We start from the raw sequence: 21,202 nt of genomic DNA on the forward strand, positions 1-21,202 counted from the left end.
AAGTTCATTTGCGCGACGACGATAAGTGCGACACTGCGCCGATGACCGACGTCATCCGGCCTTCCACCAGCGCCCCCGCCGATGCGCCCGACCCCAACCGCAGCGGGCTGTCCCCCGAAGCCATCCGCCGCGGCATCGTCGACCACCTGCGCTACTCGATCGGCCGCCCGGCCACCGTGCTGACTCCCGAGCACTTCTACCGGGCGACCGCGCTGGCCGTACGCGACCGCATGCAGGACAACTGGTCGGCAACGGCAGACACAACGCTGGACCTCGGCCGCAAGGCGACCTGCTATCTGTCGGCGGAATTCCTGATGGGCCCACAGCTGGGCAGCAACCTGCTGAACCTCGGAATCGAGCAGGCGACGCGCACCGCACTGGAAGTCATCGGCCTTGACCTCGACAGCGTGCTGGCGTGTGAGGAGGAGCCGGGGCTGGGGAACGGCGGCCTCGGTCGACTCGCCGCGTGCTATCTCGACTCGCTGGCCACGCTCGAGCGGCCCGCGATCGGTTTCGGTATCCGCTACGAATTCGGCATCTTCGACCAGGAGATCCACGACGGCTGGCAGGTCGAGAAGACAGACAACTGGCTGGTGAATGGAAACCCGTGGGAGATCCCCAAGCCCGACGTGAACTATCTGGTCAACTGGGGCGGCCACGCCGAGCGCTACGTCGACGACACGGGAAGCGAGCGCGTGCGGTGGGTGCCGGGCCGGGTCATCAAGGGTGTCGCTTACGACACGCCCATTCAGGGATACGGAGTCAACTCGTGCAACATGTTGACGCTGTGGAGTGCGCGGGCCGTCGAATCGTTCGCGCTGGACGCCTTCAACACCGGCGACTATTACAGGGCGGTCGAGGACGAGGTGAACTCAGAGACCGTGACCAAGGTGCTGTATCCCAACGACGAGCCCGACGTCGGCAAGCGGCTGCGTCTGCTGCAGCAGTACTTCTTCGTGTCCTGTTCGCTGCAGCACGTGATACACATCATCGACGACCTGATCGATGTTGGGATCAGCGAACTTCCCGATCGATTCGCGCTGCAGCTCAACGACACCCATCCGTCCATCGGTGTCGCTGAGCTGATGCGCCTGCTGGTCGACGTGCGTCGGCTCGACTGGGACGAGGCGTGGGACATCACGGTGGCCACCTTCGGCTACACGAACCACACGCTGCTGCCGGAAGCGCTGGAGACGTGGCCGCTGGGCATGTTCGGCGAATCGCTGCCCCGCCACCTGGAGATCATCTTCGAGATCAACCGCCGGTTCCTCGACGAGGTCCGCGCGAAGTTTCCCGGCGACGACGACAGGGTGCGACGCATGTCGCTCATCGGCGAGGACGGCGGAAAGTGCGTCAGGATGGCACATCTCGCGACCGTGGGCAGTCATGCCATCAACGGTGTCGCGGCGTTGCACTCCGCTCTGCTCAAGCAGAGCGTCCTCAAGGACTTCTACGAGATGTGGCCGGAGCGGTTCAGCAACAAGACGAACGGCGTGACACCCCGCCGCTTCCTCGCGGTGGCCAATCCGGGCCTGCGAGGGCTGCTCGACGACACCGTCGGCGAGGGCTGGCTCGTGGACATGACCCTGCTGCGGCGTCTCGAACCCCTGGCCGATGACGGCGCGTTCCACCCGCGGTGGCGCGATGTCAAACGCGCGAACAAGGCGCGGCTCGCCGACTACGTCGAGGCGACAACAGGTATCGAACTCAACCCCGACTGGCTGTTCGACATTCAGGTGAAGCGCATCCACGAATACAAGCGCCAGCACCTCAACGTGCTGCACATCGTCACCCTCTATCACCGGTTGAAGAACAACCCGGGCTTCGAAATCCCGCCGCGGGCCTTCATTTTCGGCGGCAAGGCGGCACCCGGCTACTTCCTCGCCAAGCGCATCATCAAGCTGATAAACGCCGTCGGTGAAACCGTCAACAACGATCCCGACGTCAACCGGTTCCTCAAGGTGGCGTTCGTGCCGAACTTCAACGTGCAGAACGCCCACCTGATCTACCCGGCCGCCGACCTGTCCGAGCAGATCTCGACCGCGGGCAAGGAAGCGTCGGGAACCGGCAACATGAAGTTCATGATCAACGGCGCGTTGACGATCGGCACCCTCGACGGCGCCAACGTCGAGATTCGTGACGAGGTCGGCGCTGAGAACTTCTTCCTGTTCGGGCTCACCGAAGACCAGGTGGCGCAGGTCAAGCGCGACGGCTACCGGCCGATGGACCACGTCGATCACAACGAGGAGCTCAAGGCGGTCCTGCAACTCATTGCGGGCGGCGGCTTCTCGAACGGTGACACCGATGTGTTCCGTCCGCTGGTGGACAACCTGCGCAACGACGACCCCTTCCTCGTGCTCGCCGACTACGCGTCCTACATCGCATGCCAGGAGCACGTCAGCGCGGCGTGGCAGGACACCGACGCATGGATGCGGATGTCGATCCTGAACACCGCGCGCAGCGGCAAGTTCTCGTCGGACCGTGCCATCGCCGAGTACTGCGACGACATCTGGAACGTTCACCCGGTGACCGTCACGGTCGAGCGCTAGTTCGACGAAGGCACGTGATTAACCCGCCTGACACGCGGGTAGCCGACCGTCGTCTGGAGGTAGGTGCGATGTCTGAACACGTCGAGATCGATCCGGCGCTGTGGGAGGAGTTTCATCGCGTCGTCAACATGACGTCGCGTGAGCTCGTTGACTGGTTGCGAACGCGGTCCGCGGGCGAGACAACCGAAGAGTTCGCCGATCAGTCCGGTTCGCAGACCGGACGCCACGTCCTCGAAATTTTGAGGAAGAGGCGCGTCGACCTGACTGCCGACGACGAGCGGATCATGCGCAAGGTGGTCGACCGGATCCATGCCGAACGCAGCGCCGATATGGAACCCACAGCAGGCGACGACGCCTGGCGTCACCGAATGATGACGATCGGCCACGACCCGTTGAAGCCGGTGGCGCCATAGCGTCCTAGAGCCACGCCAGTAGCTCCGAACACTGCGCGGCTGGCTCAGTCACCGAAACGCGCGACCAGCTTCCTTCTGTCGAGCTTGCCGATGCCACGCCGTGGCAGCTCTTCGACGATGTGCAGCTCGCGTGGTGCGGCCGTCGGATCCAGCAGCGTCTTGACGTGGGTGCGCAGTTCCTCGAGTGTCGGGACGGTGTAGCCGTCGGCGGCCACGACGGCGGCGACGACGCGTTGGCCCAGCCGGTCGTCGGGCACGCCGAAGACCGCGCAGTCGACAACGCGGGGGTGCGAGGACAGCGCGTTCTCCACCAGCTGAGGAAAGACGGTCAACCCACCTGTGCTGATTGCGTCGTCTGTCCGACCCAGTACCCGCAGGGTTCCCGAACTGTCGAGCACACCAACGTCATCGGTGAGGAACCATCCCGGTTCGGCGAACGGGTCGTGCTCGGGCGGATTGCGATAGCCCTTCGCGAGGGTGACGCCGCCGAGGGCGACTCTGCCGTTGACGTCCACGCGGACACGGACGCCGTCGAGCGGAGCGCCGTCGTAGACACACCCGCCTGCCGTCTCGCTCATGCCGTAGGTCCGAACCAACGAAATATTCTCCGCCGCAGCTCTTTCCGCGCCCCGGGCCGGCGTAGGACCGCCCCCGATCAGTATCGCGTCCAGCTCGGCCAGCGCCGCGCACGCCGCCGGATCGGCCAAGGCCTTGTCGAGTTGCGCGGCCACCAGCGAGGCGTACCGCCTGCCCGGGCGCATTGCCGCCACCGCAGCGGGCAGCTCCGATGCCTCGAACCTCGCCGAAAGCGCGACCGGGGTCCGGCCCGCGATGACACTGCGCACCAGTACCTGCAGGCCCGCGATGTGGTGGGCGGGTAGCGCGAGCAGCCACTGCCCCGGTCCGCCGAGGCGGCGGTGCGTCGCGTCCGCACTCGCGATCATGGCCGTCGCGGTCAGCATCGCCCCCTTCGGCGCGCCCGTCGTTCCTGAGGTCGACACGACCGCCGCGACGTCGTCGTCGATGGCTTCCTCAATGCGCAAAGACGTTGTCAGCAAACGGGTCTGGACTACATCATCGGCTGGTACCGGCAGCATCGGGTGACCACCCTCTAGCGCGGCTTCCACCGCGGGCATTACCGACAATGCCGACGGTCCAGCCGGCACAGGCACGGGGCGTAGGACGGCTATTCGATGTCCTCGGGGTCACGCGGGTCATCGAGCGGCCACCCCTTGGCGGCCAGACGTGCGCGCACGCGTTCGACGTCGTCGGGGGCGGGCAATTCGTCGGTGAGTCCAGTGATGAGCACGCCGATGTCGACGTGGTCGAACTCGCCGCGGTCGAGCAGCTCGCGGACCACGGTCTTGACTTCGTCATCGGTGAGGCGAGGCTTCAGCAGGGAGAACAGCGGAACACGATCGGGCCCCGGCACACCCTCCGGGTATCCGGCAGTGATCCACGCCACGATTTTGGCGAGGAACTTGTTCACCGTTTAACTCCCAACGGCGTGGCTAACCGACCACAATTCCACGAAAGCACGATAGTGGAAGTGCCGCCTGGACGGCCCGGGTGGGCGCCGCGGGCAAACGTGCCCGAGACGGTAGGTGAACAGTCGGTGAACACCTTTCGCCATTCGGCAAACTGCCTGGTTGAAGGGGGCCATTAGGGTGACTAGCGGCTGGCTAAAATCGCTGACCTCCCCGCAGAATTGGCAATCATGAGCGCAGAGATGATCATCTTGGTGCTGCTGATTGCCACGGCGCTGGCATTCGATTTCACAAACGGGTTCCACGACACCGGGAACGCGATGGCGACGTCGATCGCGACCGGCGCTCTCAAGCCCAAGACCGCCGTGCTGCTGGCAGGCGTGCTCAACCTCGTCGGCGCCTTCCTGTCGGTGGAAGTCGCGGTCACCGTCACCACGTCGGTGCTGAAGGTGCAAGACAGCAAGACCGGTGCACTGTTACCGACGATCACTCCGTCGACTGGGCTGACGATCATCTTCGCCGGCCTGATCGGCGGCATCCTGTGGAACCTGCTCACGTGGCTGTTCGGTATTCCGTCGAGCTCGTCGCACGCGTTGTTCGGCGGACTCATCGGCGCGGGCCTCGCGGCACTGGGCACCGCCGGAGTGAACTGGGGCGGCATCAGCTCCAAGGTGCTGATCCCCGCGGTGGCCGCGCCGTTGATCGCCTGCCTGGTTGCCGGGTGCGGCACATGGCTGGTCTACCGGATCACCCGAAACGTCGCGGCGAAGCGCCGCGAAGGGGGTTTCCGTTGGGGTCAGATCGCGACCGCGTCGCTGGTAGCCCTGTCGCACGGCACCAATGACGCGCAGAAGACCATGGGCGTCATCGCGCTCGCGCTGATCACGACCGGCCATCTCGGCGGCGACGTCAAGGAGCAGGGCCTGCCGTTCTGGATCATCTTCAGCTGCGCCGTCGCGATCGGTCTCGGCACCTACCTCGGCGGGTGGCGGGTCATCCGCACCCTCGGCAAGGGTCTTGTCGAGATCCAGTCGCCGCAGGGCCTTGCCGCCGAGGCGTCATCGGCCGCGATCATCCTCAGCTCGAGCGCCGCCGGGATGGCGCTGTCGACCACTCACGTCGCGACGGGCTCGATTCTCGGCAGCGGCGTGGGCAAGCCGGGCGCCGAGGTGCGCTGGGCGGTCGCAGGCCGGATGGCCGTCGCGTGGCTGATCACCCTGCCCGCCGCCGCTCTCGTCGGCGCGCTGGCGTACTGGCTTTCTCACGGCGTCGAATCCCTCACCGACTCCGCTCTCGTCGGCGACGGTCTGATCTTCCTCGTCCTGGTGGCCCTGTCCTTCTACATGTGGTGGCGCGCCCAACAGCAGAAGGTCGACAGCAGCAACGTCAACGCGGACTGGGACGAGACGACCAACTCCGTCGTGCCCGCCGATGTCCGCGAACCCGACGCTGCGGCGAAGGGCGTCAAGCAGACCAAGGATGAGGCCGCGGTCTGACCGCGGCGCCGTAAGCGAAGGAAAGCGTCGATGACCTATCTCGAGTCCATCCTCAAAGTCCTGATCGTGGGACTCGTTCTCGGTGCCGGGCTGCCAGCGGTCTTCGCGGGCGGGCTGGTGGCCTACTCGCGCGGCGCAGGCGGCCAAACCACCGACGGCACGGTGCACGCGCCCAAACCCGCGCTGAAGTACCTCGGGATTCTGCTGTTCGTGTTCGTCGGCTGGGTGATCCTCACCGCGGTGCTGTGGATCACCAGGGCGACGATCGTCCACCACTTCGGGATCGACCCGTTCCCGATGATGCCCAGGAAGTGAGGCCAGTCACATGACCGAAACAACAAGCCAGGGCGTCTTCGAGAACGTCATCGGGTGGCTGCATCGGGGCTACCCGGAGGGCGTGCCGCCGAAGGACTACATCCCGCTGCTCGCCTTGCTGAAGCGCAGCCTCACCGAAGAGCAGGTCGTCAAGGCGGCCCAAACCGTGTTGCGCGGCACCGATTCCGACACCGTTACCGAGAGTCAGCTTCGTGACGCGATCCATCAGGTCATCGCGAAAGAGCCGAATCCCGAAGAGCTGCACCAGGTTGCGGCCCGGCTGGCATCCGTCGGCTGGCCGCTGGCCGCGCACTGAACCACCTCGTCGAAACGGCCCGCGGCCTCCACCGGGCGTCGTTTTCAGTTTCTGGTGTCGCGGCGCAGCGGATGGGTGTCGGGCACCTGCACGAAGATCAGCGTGACGCCGTCGGGATCGGTCACATGCATCTCGTGCAGACCCCACGGTTCTTCGCGCGCCGCCCGCGCGATCGGCACTCCGCGGTCGGTGAGCTCCTTCTCGGTGGCGTAGACGTCGCGCACCTGCAGCCACATCGTGCCCGCGGCGTTCGGTCCGCCATGGCCGGCCAACTCGATCAGCGACTGGCCGGCGTAGAAGACGGTGCCCGCACCGTAGTCGCGGGCGATCGCGAGGCCGAGCTCGTCGCGGTAGAACCGCAGCGAGCGGTCGTAGTCGGCAGGCCGAAGGAGCATCCGGCTGGCCAGGATCTCCATGGATCTTTGTCTATCACGCGCAATGCCGGATGCCGCCGCGACACGGTCAGGAACTCGGCTGCAGCCGCTGCCTCTTCATCAGCGCGTTGAGCAGACCGGGTGCCACGGTGTCGAGGGCCTTGGCCGTGACGGCCATCCGCGGCGCGATGCGCACCGGCCGGGTGCGGGCAGCGGTCACCATCCAGTCGGCGGCCTCGTCGGGGGTGAGCGCGGGCAGTCCGGTGTAGGCCTTCGTGGGCGCGATCATCGGCGTGGCCACCAGCGGGTAGTAGATCGTCGTCGAATGCACACCCTTGTGCGCCCATTCGGTCTCGATGACCCGGCTGACCGCCGAAAGGGCGGCCTTCGACGCGGTGTACATCGCGAACAGGGGCGTGGATTCGCTGAGCACGCCCCAGCTGGCGACGTTGATGATGTGGCCGTCGCCGCGCTCGAGCATGCCGGGCGCCAGCGCGCGCATCAGTCGCAACGGCGAGTAGTAGTTGAGGCCCATCGTGCGTTCCACGTCGTGCCAGCGCTCGAGCGAGTCGGCCAGGGGGCGGCGGATGGATCGGCCCGCGTTGTTGACGAGGATGTCCACGCCGCCGATTTCCTTCTCGACGCGGGCGGCGAGCGCATCGACGGCGTCGAGGTCGGCGAGATCGCAGTCTATGGCCAGCGCGTCACCGCCGTCGGCGACTATTCGTTCGGCGACCTCGTCGAGCAGGTCTCTGCGGCGGGCGACCACGACGACGGTCGCGCCCCGACGCGCCAGCTTGTAGGCGGAGGCCTCGCCGATGCCCGAGGACGCGCCGGTGATGAGGACACGCTTGCCGTCGAGGTCGACGTCGCGTCGGCCGGTGATCGACATCAGCTGCGGCGCGATCGGTGGTCGCATGCTGGCCAGCACCAGCTCGTCGACCAGCCGGCGCAGGGGGCTCTTGTTCACCCGCCGAGTCTATGGACCGCGACGCCCGTCGGGAATCCATCGCCGAGTCTGAGTGATTTCGGCGCGCTGACGTGCGCTGAGCGTCGGTTAGCGCGCCGAAATCACTAGTAGTAGCGCGGGAAGGGGCTCCAGTCGGGGTCGCGTTTCTCCAGAAACGCGTCGCGGCCCTCGACGGCCTCGTCGGTCATGTAGGCCAATCGCGTTGCCTCACCGGCGAACAGCTGCTGACCCATCAACCCGTCATCGGTCAGGTTGAACGCGTACTTGAGCATACGCACGGCCTGCGGCGACTTGCCGTTGATCGCCGCGGCCCACTCGAGGCCGACGGTCTCCAGGTCCGCGTGGTCGACGACCTCGTTGACCGCGCCCATCGCATGCATCTGCTCGGCGTCATACGGCCTGCCGAGAAAGAAGATCTCACGCGCGAACTTCTGCCCGACCTGCTTGGCCAAATACGCACTGCCGTAACCGCCGTCGAAGCTGCCCACGTCGGCGTCGGTCTGCTTGAACCGGGCGTGCTCGCGGCTGGCCAGCGTCAGGTCGCACACCACATGAAGGCTGTGTCCTCCGCCTGCGGCCCAGCCGTTGACCAGACAGACCACCACCTTCGGCATGAACCGGATCAGCCGCTGAACCTCGAGAATGTGCAGCCGCCCGGCGCGTGCGACATCGACGGTTTCAGCCGTTTCACCCGAGGCGTACTGATACCCGCTGCGGCCGCGGATGCGTTGATCGCCGCCGGAGCAGAACGCCCAGCCGCCGTCCTTGGGCGACGGACCGTTGCCGGTGAGCAGCACGACGCCCACGTCGGGCGACATCCTGGCGTGGTCGAGGACGCGGTACAACTCGTCGACGGTGTGCGGGCGGAAGGCGTTGCGCACGTCGGGCCGGTCGAACGCCACGCGCACCGTCGGCTGCGGAACGCCGTCGACGACGTGGCGGTGATACGTGATGTCGGTGAGCTCGAAGCCGTCGACGGGCTGCCACAGCGCGGAGTCAAAGGGGTTGTCGCTCATGCCTTTACCGGGTCCATGCGGAAGACGGGGCAGCGTCCGGCGAGCGCCTCGAATTCGTCGGGGTTGGGCCCGGTGACCAGGCCGGCGTTCTTGATGAACCCGACACCGGTTGGCACCCTGATCGGGAATTCCCGCAGCAGCGGGCGGGCTTCGTCGACCGACAACTCCACCATGCGCACCTGTTCACTGCGGCGGCCCTGGTGCAGGGTGGCCTGCCCCGCGGCCCGCACGTTGGCCGCCCAATCGGAGCCGGGCAAACCGCCGACCACATACCGCCTGTCGTCGACGTGCATCGGCGTCACCGGCGTCGATCGCGGCTTGCCGGTCTTGCGACCCGGCACGGTCAGCACGACGGGGCCCTTGCCGCCGAAGTTCACGCCCGCCTTCTGCAACCCGATCATCACCTTGTTGACGTACTTCAGCCACCACGGCAACCGAGAGTTCGACATGACAGCGACGCTACGTGATCGGCTCGATGCGGAACACCGGGCAGCGGCCCGCCAGGCGCTCCACCTCATCGGGTGTGCCGTCGGTCAAGAGGCCTACCCGCTTCATCAGGTCGACGCCGGTGGGCACCAGAGTCGGAAACGCGCGCAGGACCGGTCGCGCGTCCTCCGGCGATAGCTCCACCATGCGTACCCGCTCTGCGTGTCTGCCGTGTGCCAGCGTCGCCTCGCCGGCGGCACGGACGTTGTCGACCCAGTCCGAACCGGGATAACTGTTCACCACGTAGCTGATGCCGTCGACGTGCATCGGCGTGACCGGCGTCGACCGCGGCTTGCCCGTCCTGCGGCCAGGCACCGTCAGAACCACCGGCTTCTCGACGCGCGAGATCGGCACACCGAGCCGCAGCATCACCATGAACACCTTGTTCAGCGGTTTCAGCCACCGCGGCGGGTGGACTCGTTCAACGCCCGGCATGCTCTGACGCTACTTCGCGTCGAGGCCGACGCCGTAGCGGGTGAGCGCGCGGCGAAGGGCGTCGGGTCGCTCCGATGTGGGCAGCGGGTCGACGAGCAGAAAGCCACATCCGAGCGCCCGTGCACCGCCGTCGGCCTCTTCACTGTCGCCGACCATCACCGCGTATTCGGCAGCGACGTTCAGCCGCGTCAGCGCGGTCTGGAAGATCGCCGGGCTCGGTTTGACCGCGCCAACTTCGAACGACAGCACGAACTCGTCGACATCGCCTGCCGCGCCGATTGCCTCGAACGCGGGCCGCACGTCGAACGCGATGTTGGAGACCACCGCGGTCTTGATGCCTTGTCGCTGCAGGCTTTTCAGCACATCGGCGGTGTCCGGATACGGTGTCCACGACGCGGGATCGATCACCCGCTCGTACAGCGTCTCGGCCTGATGGCCGGGCAGCCCAGACTCACGCAGCACGTGGAGGTATGCCTCGCGATGCAGATGGGGTTCCAGGTCTCGATTGACCCACGCCTCGTATGCCTGGCTAGCCGCTTCGGCGGCGACGTCGGAGCCAGTCGTCGTCTCCGCGAAAACTCCCGTCGGCGCGGTCAGCCGGCGCATCAGCTCGGCCTGCACATGCCCGTCGACCTCACGTTCGTCGACCTGCATTCCGGTGAACCAGCTGTCGTCCTCCTCGAGGCGAAACAGCGTGCCCGAGTAGTCGAACAGCACAGCGCGCACAACCACACCGGAATTCTTTCACGGCGAGAGGTGTCAGATCGCGTCCACCGGTTACCCAACGGCGGTGAGCGAGCCACTCTGCAATTGCGCACGCCTTGCGGCGCGACCGCTCCCCGAGGGCGGCACTCCTGCGCGTGAGTGGACCGGCTGGGGACGACGCTTCGCGCCGCTGAACATCGGGCACTGCCCGGCGCTGCTGTTGGTCGCGGCTCATCCAGACGACGAGACGCTCGGGCTCGGGGCTACCGCCGCGGCGCTCGCGCAGCGGGGCGTCGCGGTTCAGGTGGTGGCGGTGACAGACGGTGAAGCGGCGTACCAGCAGGACGGCGGTGGCTCGGCACTGGCTGGGCTGCGCCGCGACGAAATGGTCGCCGCGGCCGCCCGACTCGGCCTGCCGAGGCCGATCTTCCTCGGGATACCCGACGGCGAGGTGACGGCCGACGAAGACCGCGTCGAGGTTGAGCTGGAGGCGTTGTTGGCCGATTCGTCGCCGGGCACCTGGTGTGCGGCGCCGTGGCGGGGTGACGGTCACCCCGACCACGAGGCGACCGGTCGGGCTGCCGCCGCGGCGTCGAGAGACGTCCCGTCGGCCTTCATCGAGTATCCGATCTGGATGTGGCACTGGGCGCTGCCTGCCGATCTCGCCGTGCCGTGGGACAGGGTCAGGCGGATGCCGCTGACGTCACGCGACTCGGCGGCGAAGGAGGGGGCGTTGCGACGCTTTTCCAGCCAGCTGCAGCGGGTCGAAGGGCCAAAGCCGCTCGCGCCCGAGGCCATCGCCCGGCAGATGGCGGTCGGCGAAGTCGTCTTCGTCTAGCGCCAGGTATGAGAATTTCGTTTTCGGGCTGCGGCGACGCCGACGTCGGTGGCCGCACGCACCGATCCCCGGCGCCTAGCCGGAGGTCGAACGAATCGCCTTGCTGGTCAGCACATCTCGTTCCCGCTCGTTGTCGGTGAGGTCGGCGGCCCTTGCGAACTCTGCGGCGGCCTCGTCGCCTCGGCCGAGGCGGGCCAGTAACTCGCCGCGAACACTCGGCAGCAGATAGGACCCGTCGAGCCCGGTCAGCCCGTCGACGATGTCGAGTGCCGCTTGTGGCCCTGACGTCATGGCGACCGCGACGGCCCGGTTCAGCGCGACCACCGGCGACGGCGAGATCTGGAGGAGCCCGTCGTACAACGTGACGATCCGCTTCCAGTCGGTGTCGGTGGCCGTCGGTGCGGTGGCATGGCACTCGGCCAGCGCAGCCTGCAGCGCATACGGCCCCCAGCCCGAGCCGCGCTTGTCGACGGCGTCCGCGGCGCGCTGCAGGGCGGCGACCCCGCGGCCGATCTGCGCGCGGTCCCACTTGGTTCGGTTCTGGTCCTCGAGCAGGATCGGGGAGCCGTCGGCGTCGGTGCGCGCCGCGAATCGCGAAGACTGGAGCTCCATCAGCGACACCAGCCCGTGCACTTCGGGCTCCTCGGGCACCAGCGCGGCGAGCACTCGGCCCAGCCGCAGCGCCTCCGTGCAGAGTTCGTCACGGACCCACCGCCTGCCGAACGACGCCGAGTAGCCCTCGTTGTAGATCAGATAAATCACCGAAAGCACTGCTGAGAGACGTTGCGGATACTCCGAGCGGTCCGGCACCTCGAAGGGCACCTTCGCGGCGGCCAGCGTCTTCTTCGCCCTGGTGATTCGAGCCGCGACCGTCGGCGTCGAGGTGAGAAACGCCCTGGCGATCTCGTCTGTCGTAAGGCCGCCCACCACGCGAAGCGTCAGCGCGATCTGTCCTTCGCGGGGCAGCACCGGATGCGACGAGATGAAGACCAGCCGAAGCACGTCGTCGTCGATGCGGTCGGGATCCCAAGCGGGCTCGTCGATCTGGGTTTCCAGCTCACGGGCCAGCGTCGCGTACTTGGCGTCGAGGTTCTCCTTGCGCCGCCAGAAGTCGATCGCCTTGCGTTTGGCGACGGTCGTCAGCCACGCTGCCGCGTTGCGTGGCACGCCGGTGTCCGGCCACTGCGTCAGCGCGTCGACGAGGGCTTCCTGTGCCAGATCCTCGGCCAGGCCGACGTCGCCCACGGCGCGGGTCAGCGTCGCGACGATCTTGGCGGCCTCCATCCGCCACACCGCGTCGACGGTTTCGCGTAGATCGGTGGGGGACACGTGCCTATTGTGCCGAGATGGACACCGCGCGCGTCGAGGCACTGCTCGCCCGTCACCGCCGCGTGATCCTGGGCATCACGGGCCCGCCCGGTGCGGGCAAGACACGGGTCGCCGAAGAGATCGCCTCGACATTCGATGACGCCGTTCACCTGCCGATGGATGGCTTCCATCTCGCCGATGTCGAACTGCGCCGACTCGGTCGCCTCGACCGCAAGGGTGCGATCGACACCTTCGACGCCTACGGATACCTTGCGCTGCTCGACCGTATCCGTCGTCAGCCGAAGCAGACGGTGTACGCGCCTGCGTTCAACCGCGACATCGAGCAGCCGGTCGCGGGCAGCATCGCCGTACCGCCTGACGTGAGACTCGTTGTGACCGAGGGCAATTACCTGCTCGACGACGATGACCCATGGCCCGCGATCGCGGCGAGACTGGACGAGGTGTGGTTCGTCGACGTCGCGCCCGAGGAGCGTCATCGCCGCCTGGTGGCGCGGCACATCCAGTTCGGCAAGTCGCGCGAGCAGGCCGAGGCGTGGGTGCGCACCGTCGACGAGCCCAACGCCGCGCGCGTCGAAAAGCGCCGCCCCAGCGCCGATCTGGTGGTCACCCTGTAACCGCGTGGGCCCCCGCGAAGCTGGGGACAGACGCAAAAGTGCCCTCATTTAGGGATTTCGGGGTACTTTTGCGTCTTCTCGCGCGAAGGAATCAGCCGACGGCGCGGCCGGCCCCCTCCCAGAACTGCGCGCGGACGGCCTTCTTGTCCGGCTTGCCCAGTGCGGTCACCGGTACCGAGTCGACGACGATCACCTGCTTGGGCGACTGCACGGAACCCTTGCGCTCCTTGACCGCGGCCTGGATCTCCTCGGTGACCTTCGCGACCGCCTCGTCGTCGCTCGGCGCGTCGGGCCGCAGCACGATGACCGCGGTCACAGCCTCGCCCCATTTCTCGTCCGGAGTGCCGATGACGCAGACCTGCGCCACCGAAGGGTGTTCGGCGACAACATCTTCCACCTCACGCGGAAACACGTTGAAGCCGCCGGTGACGATCATGTCCTTGGTGCGGTCGACGATGTACCAGAAGCCGTCCTCGTCCTCGCGGGCCAGGTCGCCGGTGTGCATCCAGCCGTCCCTGAAAGTCTGCGACGTCTCGTCAGGTCGGTTCCAGTAGCCGCCGGACACCAGCGGGCCGCTGACGCAAATCTCGCCGACCTCACCTTGGGCGACCTGATTGCCGTCGGCGTCGAGCAGCGCGGTGCGGCAGAACACCGTCGGCCGCCCGCACGACGTCAGCCGCTTCTCGTCGTGATCGCCCTTCGGCAGATAGGTGATGACCATCGGCGCCTCGGACTGGCCGTAGTACTGCGCGAAGATCGGGCCGAACCGGTCGATCGCCTCCCGCAGCCGCACCGGGTTCATCGCCGATGCGCCGTAGTACACCGTCTCCAGCGACGACAGGTCGCGGGTGTGCGAATCGGGATGATCCATCAGGGCGTAGATCATCGACGGCACCAGCATCGTCGCCGATATCTTCTGCTCCTCGATGGTCTTGAGCACCTCGGCCGGATCGAATTTCGTGAGCACCACGAGCTCGCCGCCCTTGATGATGGTCGGCGCGAAGAACGCCGCGCCCGCATGCGACAGCGGCGTGCACATCAGGAACTTCGGCCGCTCCGGCCACTCCCACTCGCACAGTTGGATATTGGTCATCGTGGAGATCGACTGCACCGTGCCGATGACGCCCTTCGGCTTGCCGGTCGTGCCACCGGTGTAGGCCATGCCGCCGATGTGATCCGGCGGCAGGTCGGCGGCGACCAACGGCTTCGGCGAGAACTTCGCCGCCTCCGCGGTCAGGTCGACGGCGACGTCGGCCAGTTCGTCGGGGACGGGCCCGATCGTCAGCACCTGCTTCAGGCCCGGCACCTTCTCAAGCAGTCCCTTGGCCCGCTCGATGAACATCGGGTTCGGATCGATGATCAGCGAGCTGACTCCAGCGTCGTTCAACACATACGCGTGGTCGTCGAGCGAACCGAGAGGGTGTAGTGCCGTGCGGCGGTAGCCCTGCGTCTGGCCCGCACCGAGAATCATCAGCACCTCGGGCCGGTTCAGCGACAGCAGCCCGGTCGCGACGCCCGATCCGGCGCCGAGCGCCTCGAACGCCTGAATGTACTGGCTGATGCGCTCGGCAAGCTCGCCGCCGGTCAGGGTGGTGTCGCCGAGGAACAGGACCGGCTTGTCCTTGTGCCGCTTAAGGGCGCCCACCGTCAGATGGCCGGAGTGGAGGGGGTGACGCAGCAGCGAGTCGGTCATGCCTAGAGATTAGAACGTGTTACAGAAATGGTTTCAAGGGCCGGGTAATCGGGCTCTCGTAAAGACGATGAGTGAGCAGCTACTACGGGAGACGATCCTGCGCATGGCCGAGGAACGCGGACCGTCGAAGAGCATCTGCCCGTCGGACGCGGCGCGTGCGGTCGGCGGCGAGAAATGGCGTGACCTGATGGACGACGCCCGCGACTCCGCGCGCGAGCTGGCTCGCGAGGGCGCGGTCGTCGTCACCCAGGGCGACGACGTCCTCGACCCGGACGCCACGTAGCGATTTCGGCGCGCTGACGCTCGCTCAGCGTCGGTTTACGCGCCGAAAACACCAGTCAGCCACCGAACTTGTCAGCCTCCGCCCGCGCCTGTGCCGCGATTTTCTCGGCCAGCTCGGCCTTCCACTGGATTTCCTTCGCGATCCACGGGTTGTCGACGGGAAACTCGTCGGTGTCGTGCACCCGCCGCACCTCGAGCTTGACGCCCTTGCCGAGCGGCACCTTCTTCGCCCATTGCTTGGCCTCTTCCTTGGAGGAAACGTCGAGGATCCAGAAGCCGTTGAACAGCTCCTTGGCCTCGGTGTACGGCCCGTCTGTGACCACAGGCGGGTCGGAGTCGAAGTCGACGACGAATCCTTCCTCCGGTCCGGTCAGACCCTCACCGGCCAGCAGCACGCCGGCCTTGATGAGTTCCTCGTTGAAGCGGCCCATCGACTCGATGACCTCGTTGAAGTCGATGTTCATCTCCTGCATCGCGGCCTCGGCCTCGGGGGTGGACCGCATGATCAGCATGTAGCGCGACATCTTCTGTCTCCTTCTATCCGTGTTGAAGGGGCGCGTCCATCGTGCCCTCGATGACACGTCGAACGGCAACCCCGGAAATCGACAAGGCCCGAAAAGACTTTGAAAGTTCCCGCCGGAACAGATCGCCGATCTCGACGTGCGCGCGACCTATCTCGCAGGCAGAAGGTCTACGGGTCCGGCTGGGCGAAGATTCGCTCGAGCCGTTCGCGGTCTCGGGGGCTGAGGCCGACATCGCGGGTGTTGGGCCATTCATCGATGTTTATCATCGTTTCCTCGCACCAGTCGATGAGCAGCCGGTAGAACTTGTCGAGAAAGACCGCCATCGGTACGACCAGGTGAAGCCGATGTGGGAACGGCCCGCCGGTGTCGAGCACGTCTTTGATGACCTCGTAGCCCTCGACGTGGAATTGGCGCGCCTGTCGGGTGGTGGCTTCCAGCGTCTCGCGCAGACGTTCGGCTGAGGTCTGGTCGCCGAGGAACATTCGGAGGAACGCCTCGATCTCGACGACCGGCGGGGCGGGCTCGGTGTCGAACCACTGCGCGAGCGCCGTGCGGCCTTCGGGAGTGATCGTGTAGAGCGTTCGCTGCTTGCGCGGACCCTCGACGGTCTCGGCGGTGGCGTGGCCGCGGTCGACGATCCGCTTGAGCTCGGCATAGAGGTGCGCATCGGAGCGTGGCCAGTAAAAGCGCAGGCCGCGGCGGATCTGGGCGACGATCTCGTACGCACTCCATGTTTTGATCCCGAGCAGCCCGAGGAGCGCGAACGATGTGGTGGTCGGCTTCGATGGCATGTGGTTGACATTACTCCAATGTGGAGTATCTTAAGCTCCACACTGGAGTAGGGAGGTTGCTGGATGAACGACACACACGTCCTTGCGATCGTTGACACCGATCGCGACGAGTTGAGATGCCGCATCGACGAGATGCGCCAGCGGTTCTACCGGCTGGCCTTGTCCGCTGACCCTGACGCCAGGCACTCGACGTCTGAGTGGACCGTCCAGCAGATCGTGGCCCACGTGGTTTCGATCGCGAACCGATACGAATCCTTCGCCGAGACGGGCGAATTCCGGCGCGCCAAGGACCCCGCCGACCTGGACCGGATCAATCGGGAGGAGATGGAGGCGCTGCTGGCGCCAGTTCCCGACCTCGTCGACCGGCTGAAGGCCATCGAACCGGAGATGGACGAGTTATGCGACAACCTGCCGGATGACTTCACTGCCGAATTCCACTTCGGCGTGCCGGTGTCGGGAATCGTCGCGCAGATCAACTGGCTCTTCGAGCTCATGTTCCACGGCGAGGACATCGCGCGAGCCGTTGGTCGGCCGTGGGCAGTTCGTGAGCGCGACATGTTGTTGGCGCTGCGCGAGGCGGCAGAAGTTCTTCCGGCGTACGTTCGCCCAGAAGCCGCCCGCCGCAACGACATCTGCGTCGAGCTGCGGATCCCCGGCGCACGCCCCTATGTGATTCATGTTCACGACGGAACTGCCGAGATGCGCGACCGTCGGCCTGGAGACCGCCCAGACGCCGTCCTCAAGGCGCCCGCATCCACCATGACCAGGATGCTGATGGGCCGCATCGGCCCGGTCGCCGCAACACGGCTCGACCTGCGTATCGCCGGCGGTAGACGACCCTGGAAGGCGATGAAGCTGCAATCCTGCTTCGTGACGGCCTGACTCGTATCAGCCCGCGACGGGAACCGCGATTTCGTTGCGGCGCAAAAACGGCACCGTCCACGGCGGGTCGTAGAACCAGGCGACGGGCTCGCCGACGACATCGATGCGCTTGTCCCGCAATATCTCCAGCAGTTCGTTGGTCTTCGCAGAGACGGCAGCGGCGCTGCGGTCGCCGCTGAAGCGCAGCACCGCCACCGTCTCTCCCGGAACGGTGACGAGCGTGACGTCGTCACTGTCCGGCTTCGGCAGGGTGTCCAGTGACCACTTCGACGGCATGAAGAACCGGATCGTCAACCTGTCGTCGGACTGCCTGCTCTGTGCGACCGGCGCCGTCATCGCGATTTCGTCGCCGTTTCGACCACCTTGCTGCGCGACCGGTGCGGTCATCGCGATCTTCTCGTCGCGGTGGTTCGCGCCGAAGATGTAGGACGCCAGCCGGCGGAAGCAGATGCTGCGGGCACGGTCCTCGTCCGCGGCGACGGTCGTCTCCGCCGCGATCCGGGGACCGTACTGCCGCAGCTCGACACCGTCGCCGACCGGCGTGGCGAGGTAGTGAGGCTCCTCGGTACCAACTCGAATCCCGAAGATCGACATCGCCGACTCGGCGACCTGGACCGGAATTTGCGCTATTCGCATGATGTCCTGTGCTCCTGCCTGAGTGGGGCGCCGCCTGACAGAGGGGTGATGGCGGAACCGTCAGGCGACGCCCATGGCTCGCTGCGAGCCGCCGGGCCTGCCTAGTCGTCGGCGGCGGCTGTTTGGTTGGTCTGCTTCGCGGTGGCGCCGGACGACGGTTTGCCGACTGCCGATGCCGCCGTCGACCCCAGCGGATTCGGGATGCCGATGTTGGCGACGCCGATGTTGTTGTCGCCCGTGTTGAAGGCGCCGACATTTCCGCTGCCGCTGTTGAAGAAGCCGGCGATGGCATAGCCGGTGTTACCGATGCCGACATTGCCTGCGCCCCGGTTGTTGATGCCGCCGTTGAACGCGCCCTGGTTGCCGGAGCCGAAGTTGCGTGATCCGACGTTGTTCGTGCCGAAGTTGCGGGATCCGACGTTATTGGCGCCGACGTTGAAGTCGCCGTTGTTGCCGACGCCGGTGTTGAAATTGCCGGCGTTTCCCGCGCCCAGGTTCGGTGCACCGGTCAGCAGGCTGAGCTGCACACCGGGCGGGACGACTGGTGCGGGTGGCAGTGCCGAGCGCACCGCGACGGCCGGCGCTACCGCGAGGCCGGCGGCACCGGCAATCGCGTTGCCGACACCCAGGAGCGCTCCCGACCCGATGCTCGGCGGCGGCAGAAGATCGGCGAGCGCGCCCAACGCGACGTCCGGTGATGCGGTTTGCGGCGTGGCGACAGGCGCCGGGTTGCCGCGGTCGGGGTGATGGCGATGACACCGGCGCCAACGGCGGCGACGCCCGCGGCCAGGATGGAACGAAGGGCAACTTGCATGGCACACCTCACGATTCAGCGGCAGTTGAGCAAATGAGCTTTTCCCCCTGACGCCGTTTTCAACGCGCGGATTTTCTTACCGAAGATTGACCGAAGTATGACGTGCGGAATGATCGAGCCATGCCGTCGCTAGCGGATATCGTCGATCGGCTGCACGTCGTCGCCCTTCCGCTGCGGGTGAGGTTCCGCGGCATCACGGTTCGCGAGCTCGCGCTCATCGACGGCCCCGCCGGCTGGGGCGAATTCGGCGCGTTCCTCGAATACGGACCACTCGAGGCTGCTGCCTGGCTCGCCGCAGCCATCGAGGCCGCTTACAGCCCATCGCCGGCTACCCACCGCGACCGCATACCGATCAATGCGACCGTGCCCGCGGTCACCGCCGCGGAGGTACCCGACGTGCTGGCGCGGTTCCCCGGCGCGCGCACCGCCAAGGTGAAGGTCGCCGAGCCGGGTCAGACCCTCGCCGACGACGTGGCCCGCGTCGACGCCGTGCGCCGGCAGGTGCCGACCGTGCGCGTCGACGCCAACGGCGGGTGGAGCGTCGCCGAGGCCGTTGAAGCGGCCAAGGCGCTGACCGCAGGCGGACCGCTCGAGTACCTCGAACAGCCCTGCGCCACCGTGTCCGAGTTGGCCGAACTGCGCCGCGCCGTCGACGTGCCGATCGCCGCCGACGAGAGCATTCGCAAGGCCGACGACCCGCTGCATGTCGTGCGGTCGGGCGCCGCCGACGTCGCCGTGCTCAAGGTCGCGCCGTTGGGCGGCGTCGGCGTGGTCCTCGAGATCGCTGGGAAGATCGACATCCCGATCGTGGTGTCCAGCGCGCTGGACTCGGCGGTCGGCATCGGCCGCGGTCTGCTGGCCGCCGCGGCACTGCCGGAACTGCGGCACGCATGCGGGCTGGGTACCGGCGGCCTCTTCGTCGACGATGTCGCCGAACCGCTGGTGCCCGTCGACGGATATCTGCCCGTCGCCGCGGTCACTCCCGATCCGGCCCGGCTGGCCGCGTTGGCTGCGCCTGCCCAGCGCCGCCAGTGGTGGATCGACCGAATCAAGGCCTGCCTCGAATCAGGGCGCGCAGATCTCGTGACCCATCAGCAGGAACGGCCATAGCGCCGTCGTCGCTCCGAACGCGCCTAGGTCCGACCCCGCGGGAATGCGTGTCTCGAGACTGCTTTCGACCCGCGCCACGTCGTCGGCATTGAGGAACGTCCAGATGATCCCGACAACCAGGTAGGGGATCGCGATCCACATCGCGAATTCGAGCATCGCTTCGATGCTCACCTTCCGGCTCAGCAGCCGACGCAGACCGGTCACCGTCACACCAGCGCACTGTGGGCACGAGCGCGCCTGCGGACGTCGGCCAGGACGATGAAGCTGCCGCCTTGGCGCAGGAACACCGGGAGGAACCGGTTAACGAACGCCACGAGCAGAAACAGCCATTCGAAGCGGCGCTGCCTACCTCGACTCCAGGTCACGCCGAGCGCATCCCGGAACACCGGAGCCAGAAAGCCTACGGTGAGGAACTTCAGCAGCGGCCGGAAGGGCAGCCCGAGAAGGGGATTGATCATTCGCAGGTTGACCAGTTCCATCAGGTAGTCGCGCACCGGCGGGTCGATGGCCACCTTCTTGCAGGCGTCGTCCCAGTACTTGTCGAAGTCGACGCGGGTGGCCGGCCACTGGTCCTCGGTGACCTGCAATGTGGTGCCCAAGGTCCATGCCGAGCGGTAAAACTGTTCCGCTTGTCCCGCGGTCATCTCGCCGCGCAGCAGCTTGTAGGTGTCCTCCAGGCCGACGAAAAGGCATGCCGCAACCCACATCTGGAGATCGCGATCGAACGCGTTGTACTTCACGGGGCTTTCGGCGGTGGAGACCACCTGTCGGTGCGCACCGTCGACCGCCTCGCGGAACGCCGCACGGTCCTCTTCGGAGCCGAACACCGCGACAGCAAGGTACGCAGACGTCGTCCTGAGCCTCTTCCACGGGTGCTTGAGGATGCTGCCGGAGTCGACCTTGCTCTCCGCGACGCCGTAGCCGACGCCCGGAAGGGCCAGCTGCATCACCACGTTGGCCGCGGCGGCGGCGAACGACCAGAAGTCCATCGCGTCCTTCACCGACACCTCGGCGTCGGGATCCCAGCGGGCGGTCCGTCGCCTGACGGATATGCGGGTGATGTCACTCATGTGCCGACCTCACAGGCTCGGCCGCCACATTCCGGCCCGATGATTCGCTCGCAAGTT

General features: G+C 66.6%; 26 protein-coding genes. 10 read left to right on the plus strand and 16 right to left on the minus strand.

Going from position 1 to position 21,202, the window contains the following annotated elements:
* Window positions 1–41: 41 nt before the first annotated feature.
* Window positions 42–2,549 carry a glycogen/starch/alpha-glucan phosphorylase gene (locus tag C6A82_RS03180; RefSeq protein WP_105348836.1) on the plus strand — a complete coding sequence of 836 codons (2,508 nt, stop codon included), beginning with the start codon at window positions 42–44 and terminating at the stop codon, window positions 2,547–2,549.
* 68 nt (window positions 2,550–2,617) lie between these two features.
* Window positions 2,618–2,962, plus strand: a complete 345-nt coding sequence (locus C6A82_RS03185; RefSeq protein ID WP_105348835.1) for a DUF3140 domain-containing protein — start codon at window positions 2,618–2,620, stop codon at window positions 2,960–2,962.
* Between the two features lie 44 nt (window positions 2,963–3,006).
* Here C6A82_RS03185 and menE read toward each other — a convergent pair whose 3' ends face one another.
* Both menE and C6A82_RS03195 read right to left on the minus strand, forming a co-directional pair.
* A complete protein-coding gene (menE, locus tag C6A82_RS03190) occupies window positions 3,007–4,098 on the minus strand; it encodes an o-succinylbenzoate--CoA ligase (RefSeq protein WP_233217157.1) in 1,092 nt (363 codons plus the stop codon).
* Window positions 4,099–4,148: 50 nt separating this feature from the next.
* Complete coding sequence (locus C6A82_RS03195; protein ID WP_105348832.1) at window positions 4,149–4,451, minus strand: DUF3349 domain-containing protein; 303 nt, start codon at window positions 4,449–4,451, stop codon at window positions 4,149–4,151.
* Between the two features lie 228 nt (window positions 4,452–4,679).
* Here C6A82_RS03195 and C6A82_RS03200 point away from each other — a divergent pair, with 228 nt between their 5' ends.
* Genes C6A82_RS03200 through C6A82_RS03210 form a run of 3 tightly spaced genes read left to right on the plus strand, consistent with a single transcriptional unit; the run spans window position 4,680 to window position 6,576 of the window.
* The gene (locus tag C6A82_RS03200) at window positions 4,680–5,945 is read left to right on the plus strand and encodes an inorganic phosphate transporter (protein WP_105348830.1); all 1,266 of its coding nucleotides are present in this window, start codon (window positions 4,680–4,682) and stop codon (window positions 5,943–5,945) included.
* Between the two features lie 30 nt (window positions 5,946–5,975).
* Window positions 5,976–6,260, plus strand: coding sequence for a hypothetical protein (locus C6A82_RS03205; protein ID WP_105348828.1), 285 nt, complete (start codon window positions 5,976–5,978; stop codon window positions 6,258–6,260).
* Window positions 6,261–6,270: 10 nt separating this feature from the next.
* On the plus strand, window positions 6,271–6,576 hold the full coding sequence (locus C6A82_RS03210) for a DUF3349 domain-containing protein (protein ID WP_105348827.1): 306 nt from the start codon (window positions 6,271–6,273) through the stop codon (window positions 6,574–6,576).
* 44 nt (window positions 6,577–6,620) lie between these two features.
* Here C6A82_RS03210 and C6A82_RS03215 read toward each other — a convergent pair whose 3' ends face one another.
* The 6 genes from C6A82_RS03215 to C6A82_RS03240 form a co-directional block, all read right to left on the minus strand.
* The gene (locus C6A82_RS03215) at window positions 6,621–6,992 is read right to left on the minus strand and encodes a VOC family protein (protein ID WP_105348825.1); all 372 of its coding nucleotides are present in this window, start codon (window positions 6,990–6,992) and stop codon (window positions 6,621–6,623) included.
* 46 nt (window positions 6,993–7,038) lie between these two features.
* Complete coding sequence (locus C6A82_RS03220) at window positions 7,039–7,920, minus strand: SDR family oxidoreductase (protein ID WP_105348823.1); 882 nt, start codon at window positions 7,918–7,920, stop codon at window positions 7,039–7,041.
* Between the two features lie 104 nt (window positions 7,921–8,024).
* Window positions 8,025–8,936 (minus strand): 1,4-dihydroxy-2-naphthoyl-CoA synthase, encoded by a 912-nt coding sequence (locus C6A82_RS03225; protein WP_105348821.1) that lies wholly within the window; start codon window positions 8,934–8,936, stop codon window positions 8,025–8,027.
* Window positions 8,933–9,385 (minus strand): nitroreductase family deazaflavin-dependent oxidoreductase, encoded by a 453-nt coding sequence (locus tag C6A82_RS03230; RefSeq protein WP_105348819.1) that lies wholly within the window; start codon window positions 9,383–9,385, stop codon window positions 8,933–8,935. The genes C6A82_RS03225 and C6A82_RS03230 overlap by 4 nt, the downstream gene beginning before the upstream one ends.
* Before the next feature lie 10 nt (window positions 9,386–9,395).
* Window positions 9,396–9,857, minus strand: coding sequence for a nitroreductase family deazaflavin-dependent oxidoreductase (locus C6A82_RS03235; protein WP_105348818.1), 462 nt, complete (start codon window positions 9,855–9,857; stop codon window positions 9,396–9,398).
* 9 nt (window positions 9,858–9,866) lie between these two features.
* The gene (locus C6A82_RS03240) at window positions 9,867–10,589 is read right to left on the minus strand and encodes an HAD family hydrolase (RefSeq protein ID WP_233217156.1); all 723 of its coding nucleotides are present in this window, start codon (window positions 10,587–10,589) and stop codon (window positions 9,867–9,869) included.
* Window positions 10,590–10,647: 58 nt separating this feature from the next.
* Between C6A82_RS03240 and C6A82_RS03245 the strand changes: the two genes are divergently transcribed.
* Window positions 10,648–11,400 carry a PIG-L deacetylase family protein gene (locus C6A82_RS03245; protein WP_105348816.1) on the plus strand — a complete coding sequence of 251 codons (753 nt, stop codon included), beginning with the start codon at window positions 10,648–10,650 and terminating at the stop codon, window positions 11,398–11,400.
* A gap of 75 nt (window positions 11,401–11,475) precedes the next feature.
* On the opposite strand, the gene C6A82_RS03250 is transcribed toward C6A82_RS03245, so the two are convergent.
* Window positions 11,476–12,684, minus strand: a complete 1,209-nt coding sequence (locus tag C6A82_RS03250; RefSeq protein ID WP_105348861.1) for an RNA polymerase sigma factor — start codon at window positions 12,682–12,684, stop codon at window positions 11,476–11,478.
* Window positions 12,685–12,746: 62 nt separating this feature from the next.
* Between C6A82_RS03250 and C6A82_RS03255 the strand changes: the two genes are divergently transcribed.
* A complete protein-coding gene (locus C6A82_RS03255; RefSeq protein ID WP_105348814.1) occupies window positions 12,747–13,343 on the plus strand; it encodes a nucleoside/nucleotide kinase family protein in 597 nt (198 codons plus the stop codon).
* A 91-nt stretch (window positions 13,344–13,434) separates the two neighbouring features.
* Here C6A82_RS03255 and fadD8 read toward each other — a convergent pair whose 3' ends face one another.
* Entirely contained in the window at window positions 13,435–15,036 is a 1,602-nt protein-coding gene (gene fadD8, locus C6A82_RS03260) for a fatty-acid--CoA ligase FadD8 (RefSeq protein WP_105348813.1), read from the minus strand.
* 67 nt (window positions 15,037–15,103) lie between these two features.
* Between fadD8 and C6A82_RS03265 the strand changes: the two genes are divergently transcribed.
* On the plus strand, window positions 15,104–15,319 hold the full coding sequence (locus C6A82_RS03265; protein ID WP_105348811.1) for a DUF3253 domain-containing protein: 216 nt from the start codon (window positions 15,104–15,106) through the stop codon (window positions 15,317–15,319).
* Between the two features lie 55 nt (window positions 15,320–15,374).
* Here C6A82_RS03265 and C6A82_RS03270 read toward each other — a convergent pair whose 3' ends face one another.
* Entirely contained in the window at window positions 15,375–15,842 is a 468-nt protein-coding gene (locus tag C6A82_RS03270) for a YciI family protein (protein ID WP_105348809.1), read from the minus strand.
* A gap of 167 nt (window positions 15,843–16,009) precedes the next feature.
* A complete protein-coding gene (locus C6A82_RS03275; RefSeq protein ID WP_105348808.1) occupies window positions 16,010–16,633 on the minus strand; it encodes a PadR family transcriptional regulator in 624 nt (207 codons plus the stop codon).
* A 63-nt stretch (window positions 16,634–16,696) separates the two neighbouring features.
* Between C6A82_RS03275 and C6A82_RS03280 the strand changes: the two genes are divergently transcribed.
* On the plus strand, window positions 16,697–17,515 hold the full coding sequence (locus tag C6A82_RS03280; RefSeq protein WP_105348806.1) for a maleylpyruvate isomerase N-terminal domain-containing protein: 819 nt from the start codon (window positions 16,697–16,699) through the stop codon (window positions 17,513–17,515).
* Between the two features lie 6 nt (window positions 17,516–17,521).
* On the opposite strand, the gene C6A82_RS03285 is transcribed toward C6A82_RS03280, so the two are convergent.
* Complete coding sequence (locus tag C6A82_RS03285) at window positions 17,522–18,151, minus strand: heme-binding protein (protein WP_105348805.1); 630 nt, start codon at window positions 18,149–18,151, stop codon at window positions 17,522–17,524.
* A gap of 101 nt (window positions 18,152–18,252) precedes the next feature.
* Window positions 18,253–18,834, minus strand: a complete 582-nt coding sequence (locus C6A82_RS03290; RefSeq protein ID WP_105348803.1) for a hypothetical protein — start codon at window positions 18,832–18,834, stop codon at window positions 18,253–18,255.
* A 251-nt stretch (window positions 18,835–19,085) separates the two neighbouring features.
* Here C6A82_RS03290 and C6A82_RS03295 point away from each other — a divergent pair, with 251 nt between their 5' ends.
* Window positions 19,086–20,075 carry an o-succinylbenzoate synthase gene (locus C6A82_RS03295; RefSeq protein ID WP_105348801.1) on the plus strand — a complete coding sequence of 330 codons (990 nt, stop codon included), beginning with the start codon at window positions 19,086–19,088 and terminating at the stop codon, window positions 20,073–20,075.
* Here C6A82_RS03295 and C6A82_RS03300 read toward each other — a convergent pair.
* Both C6A82_RS03300 and C6A82_RS03305 read right to left on the minus strand, forming a co-directional pair.
* Window positions 20,031–20,285 carry a hypothetical protein gene (locus tag C6A82_RS03300; protein WP_311101649.1) on the minus strand — a complete coding sequence of 85 codons (255 nt, stop codon included), beginning with the start codon at window positions 20,283–20,285 and terminating at the stop codon, window positions 20,031–20,033. The two genes, C6A82_RS03295 and C6A82_RS03300, sit on opposite strands and share 45 nt — an antisense overlap.
* On the minus strand, window positions 20,282–21,145 hold the full coding sequence (locus C6A82_RS03305) for an oxygenase MpaB family protein (RefSeq protein ID WP_105348799.1): 864 nt from the start codon (window positions 21,143–21,145) through the stop codon (window positions 20,282–20,284). Before C6A82_RS03305 ends, C6A82_RS03300 begins: the two co-directional genes overlap by 4 nt.
* Window positions 21,146–21,202 lie beyond the last annotated feature (57 nt).

The organism is Mycobacterium sp. ITM-2016-00318 (assembly GCF_002968285.2).
Taxonomy (GTDB): Bacteria; Actinomycetota; Actinomycetes; order Mycobacteriales; family Mycobacteriaceae; genus Mycobacterium.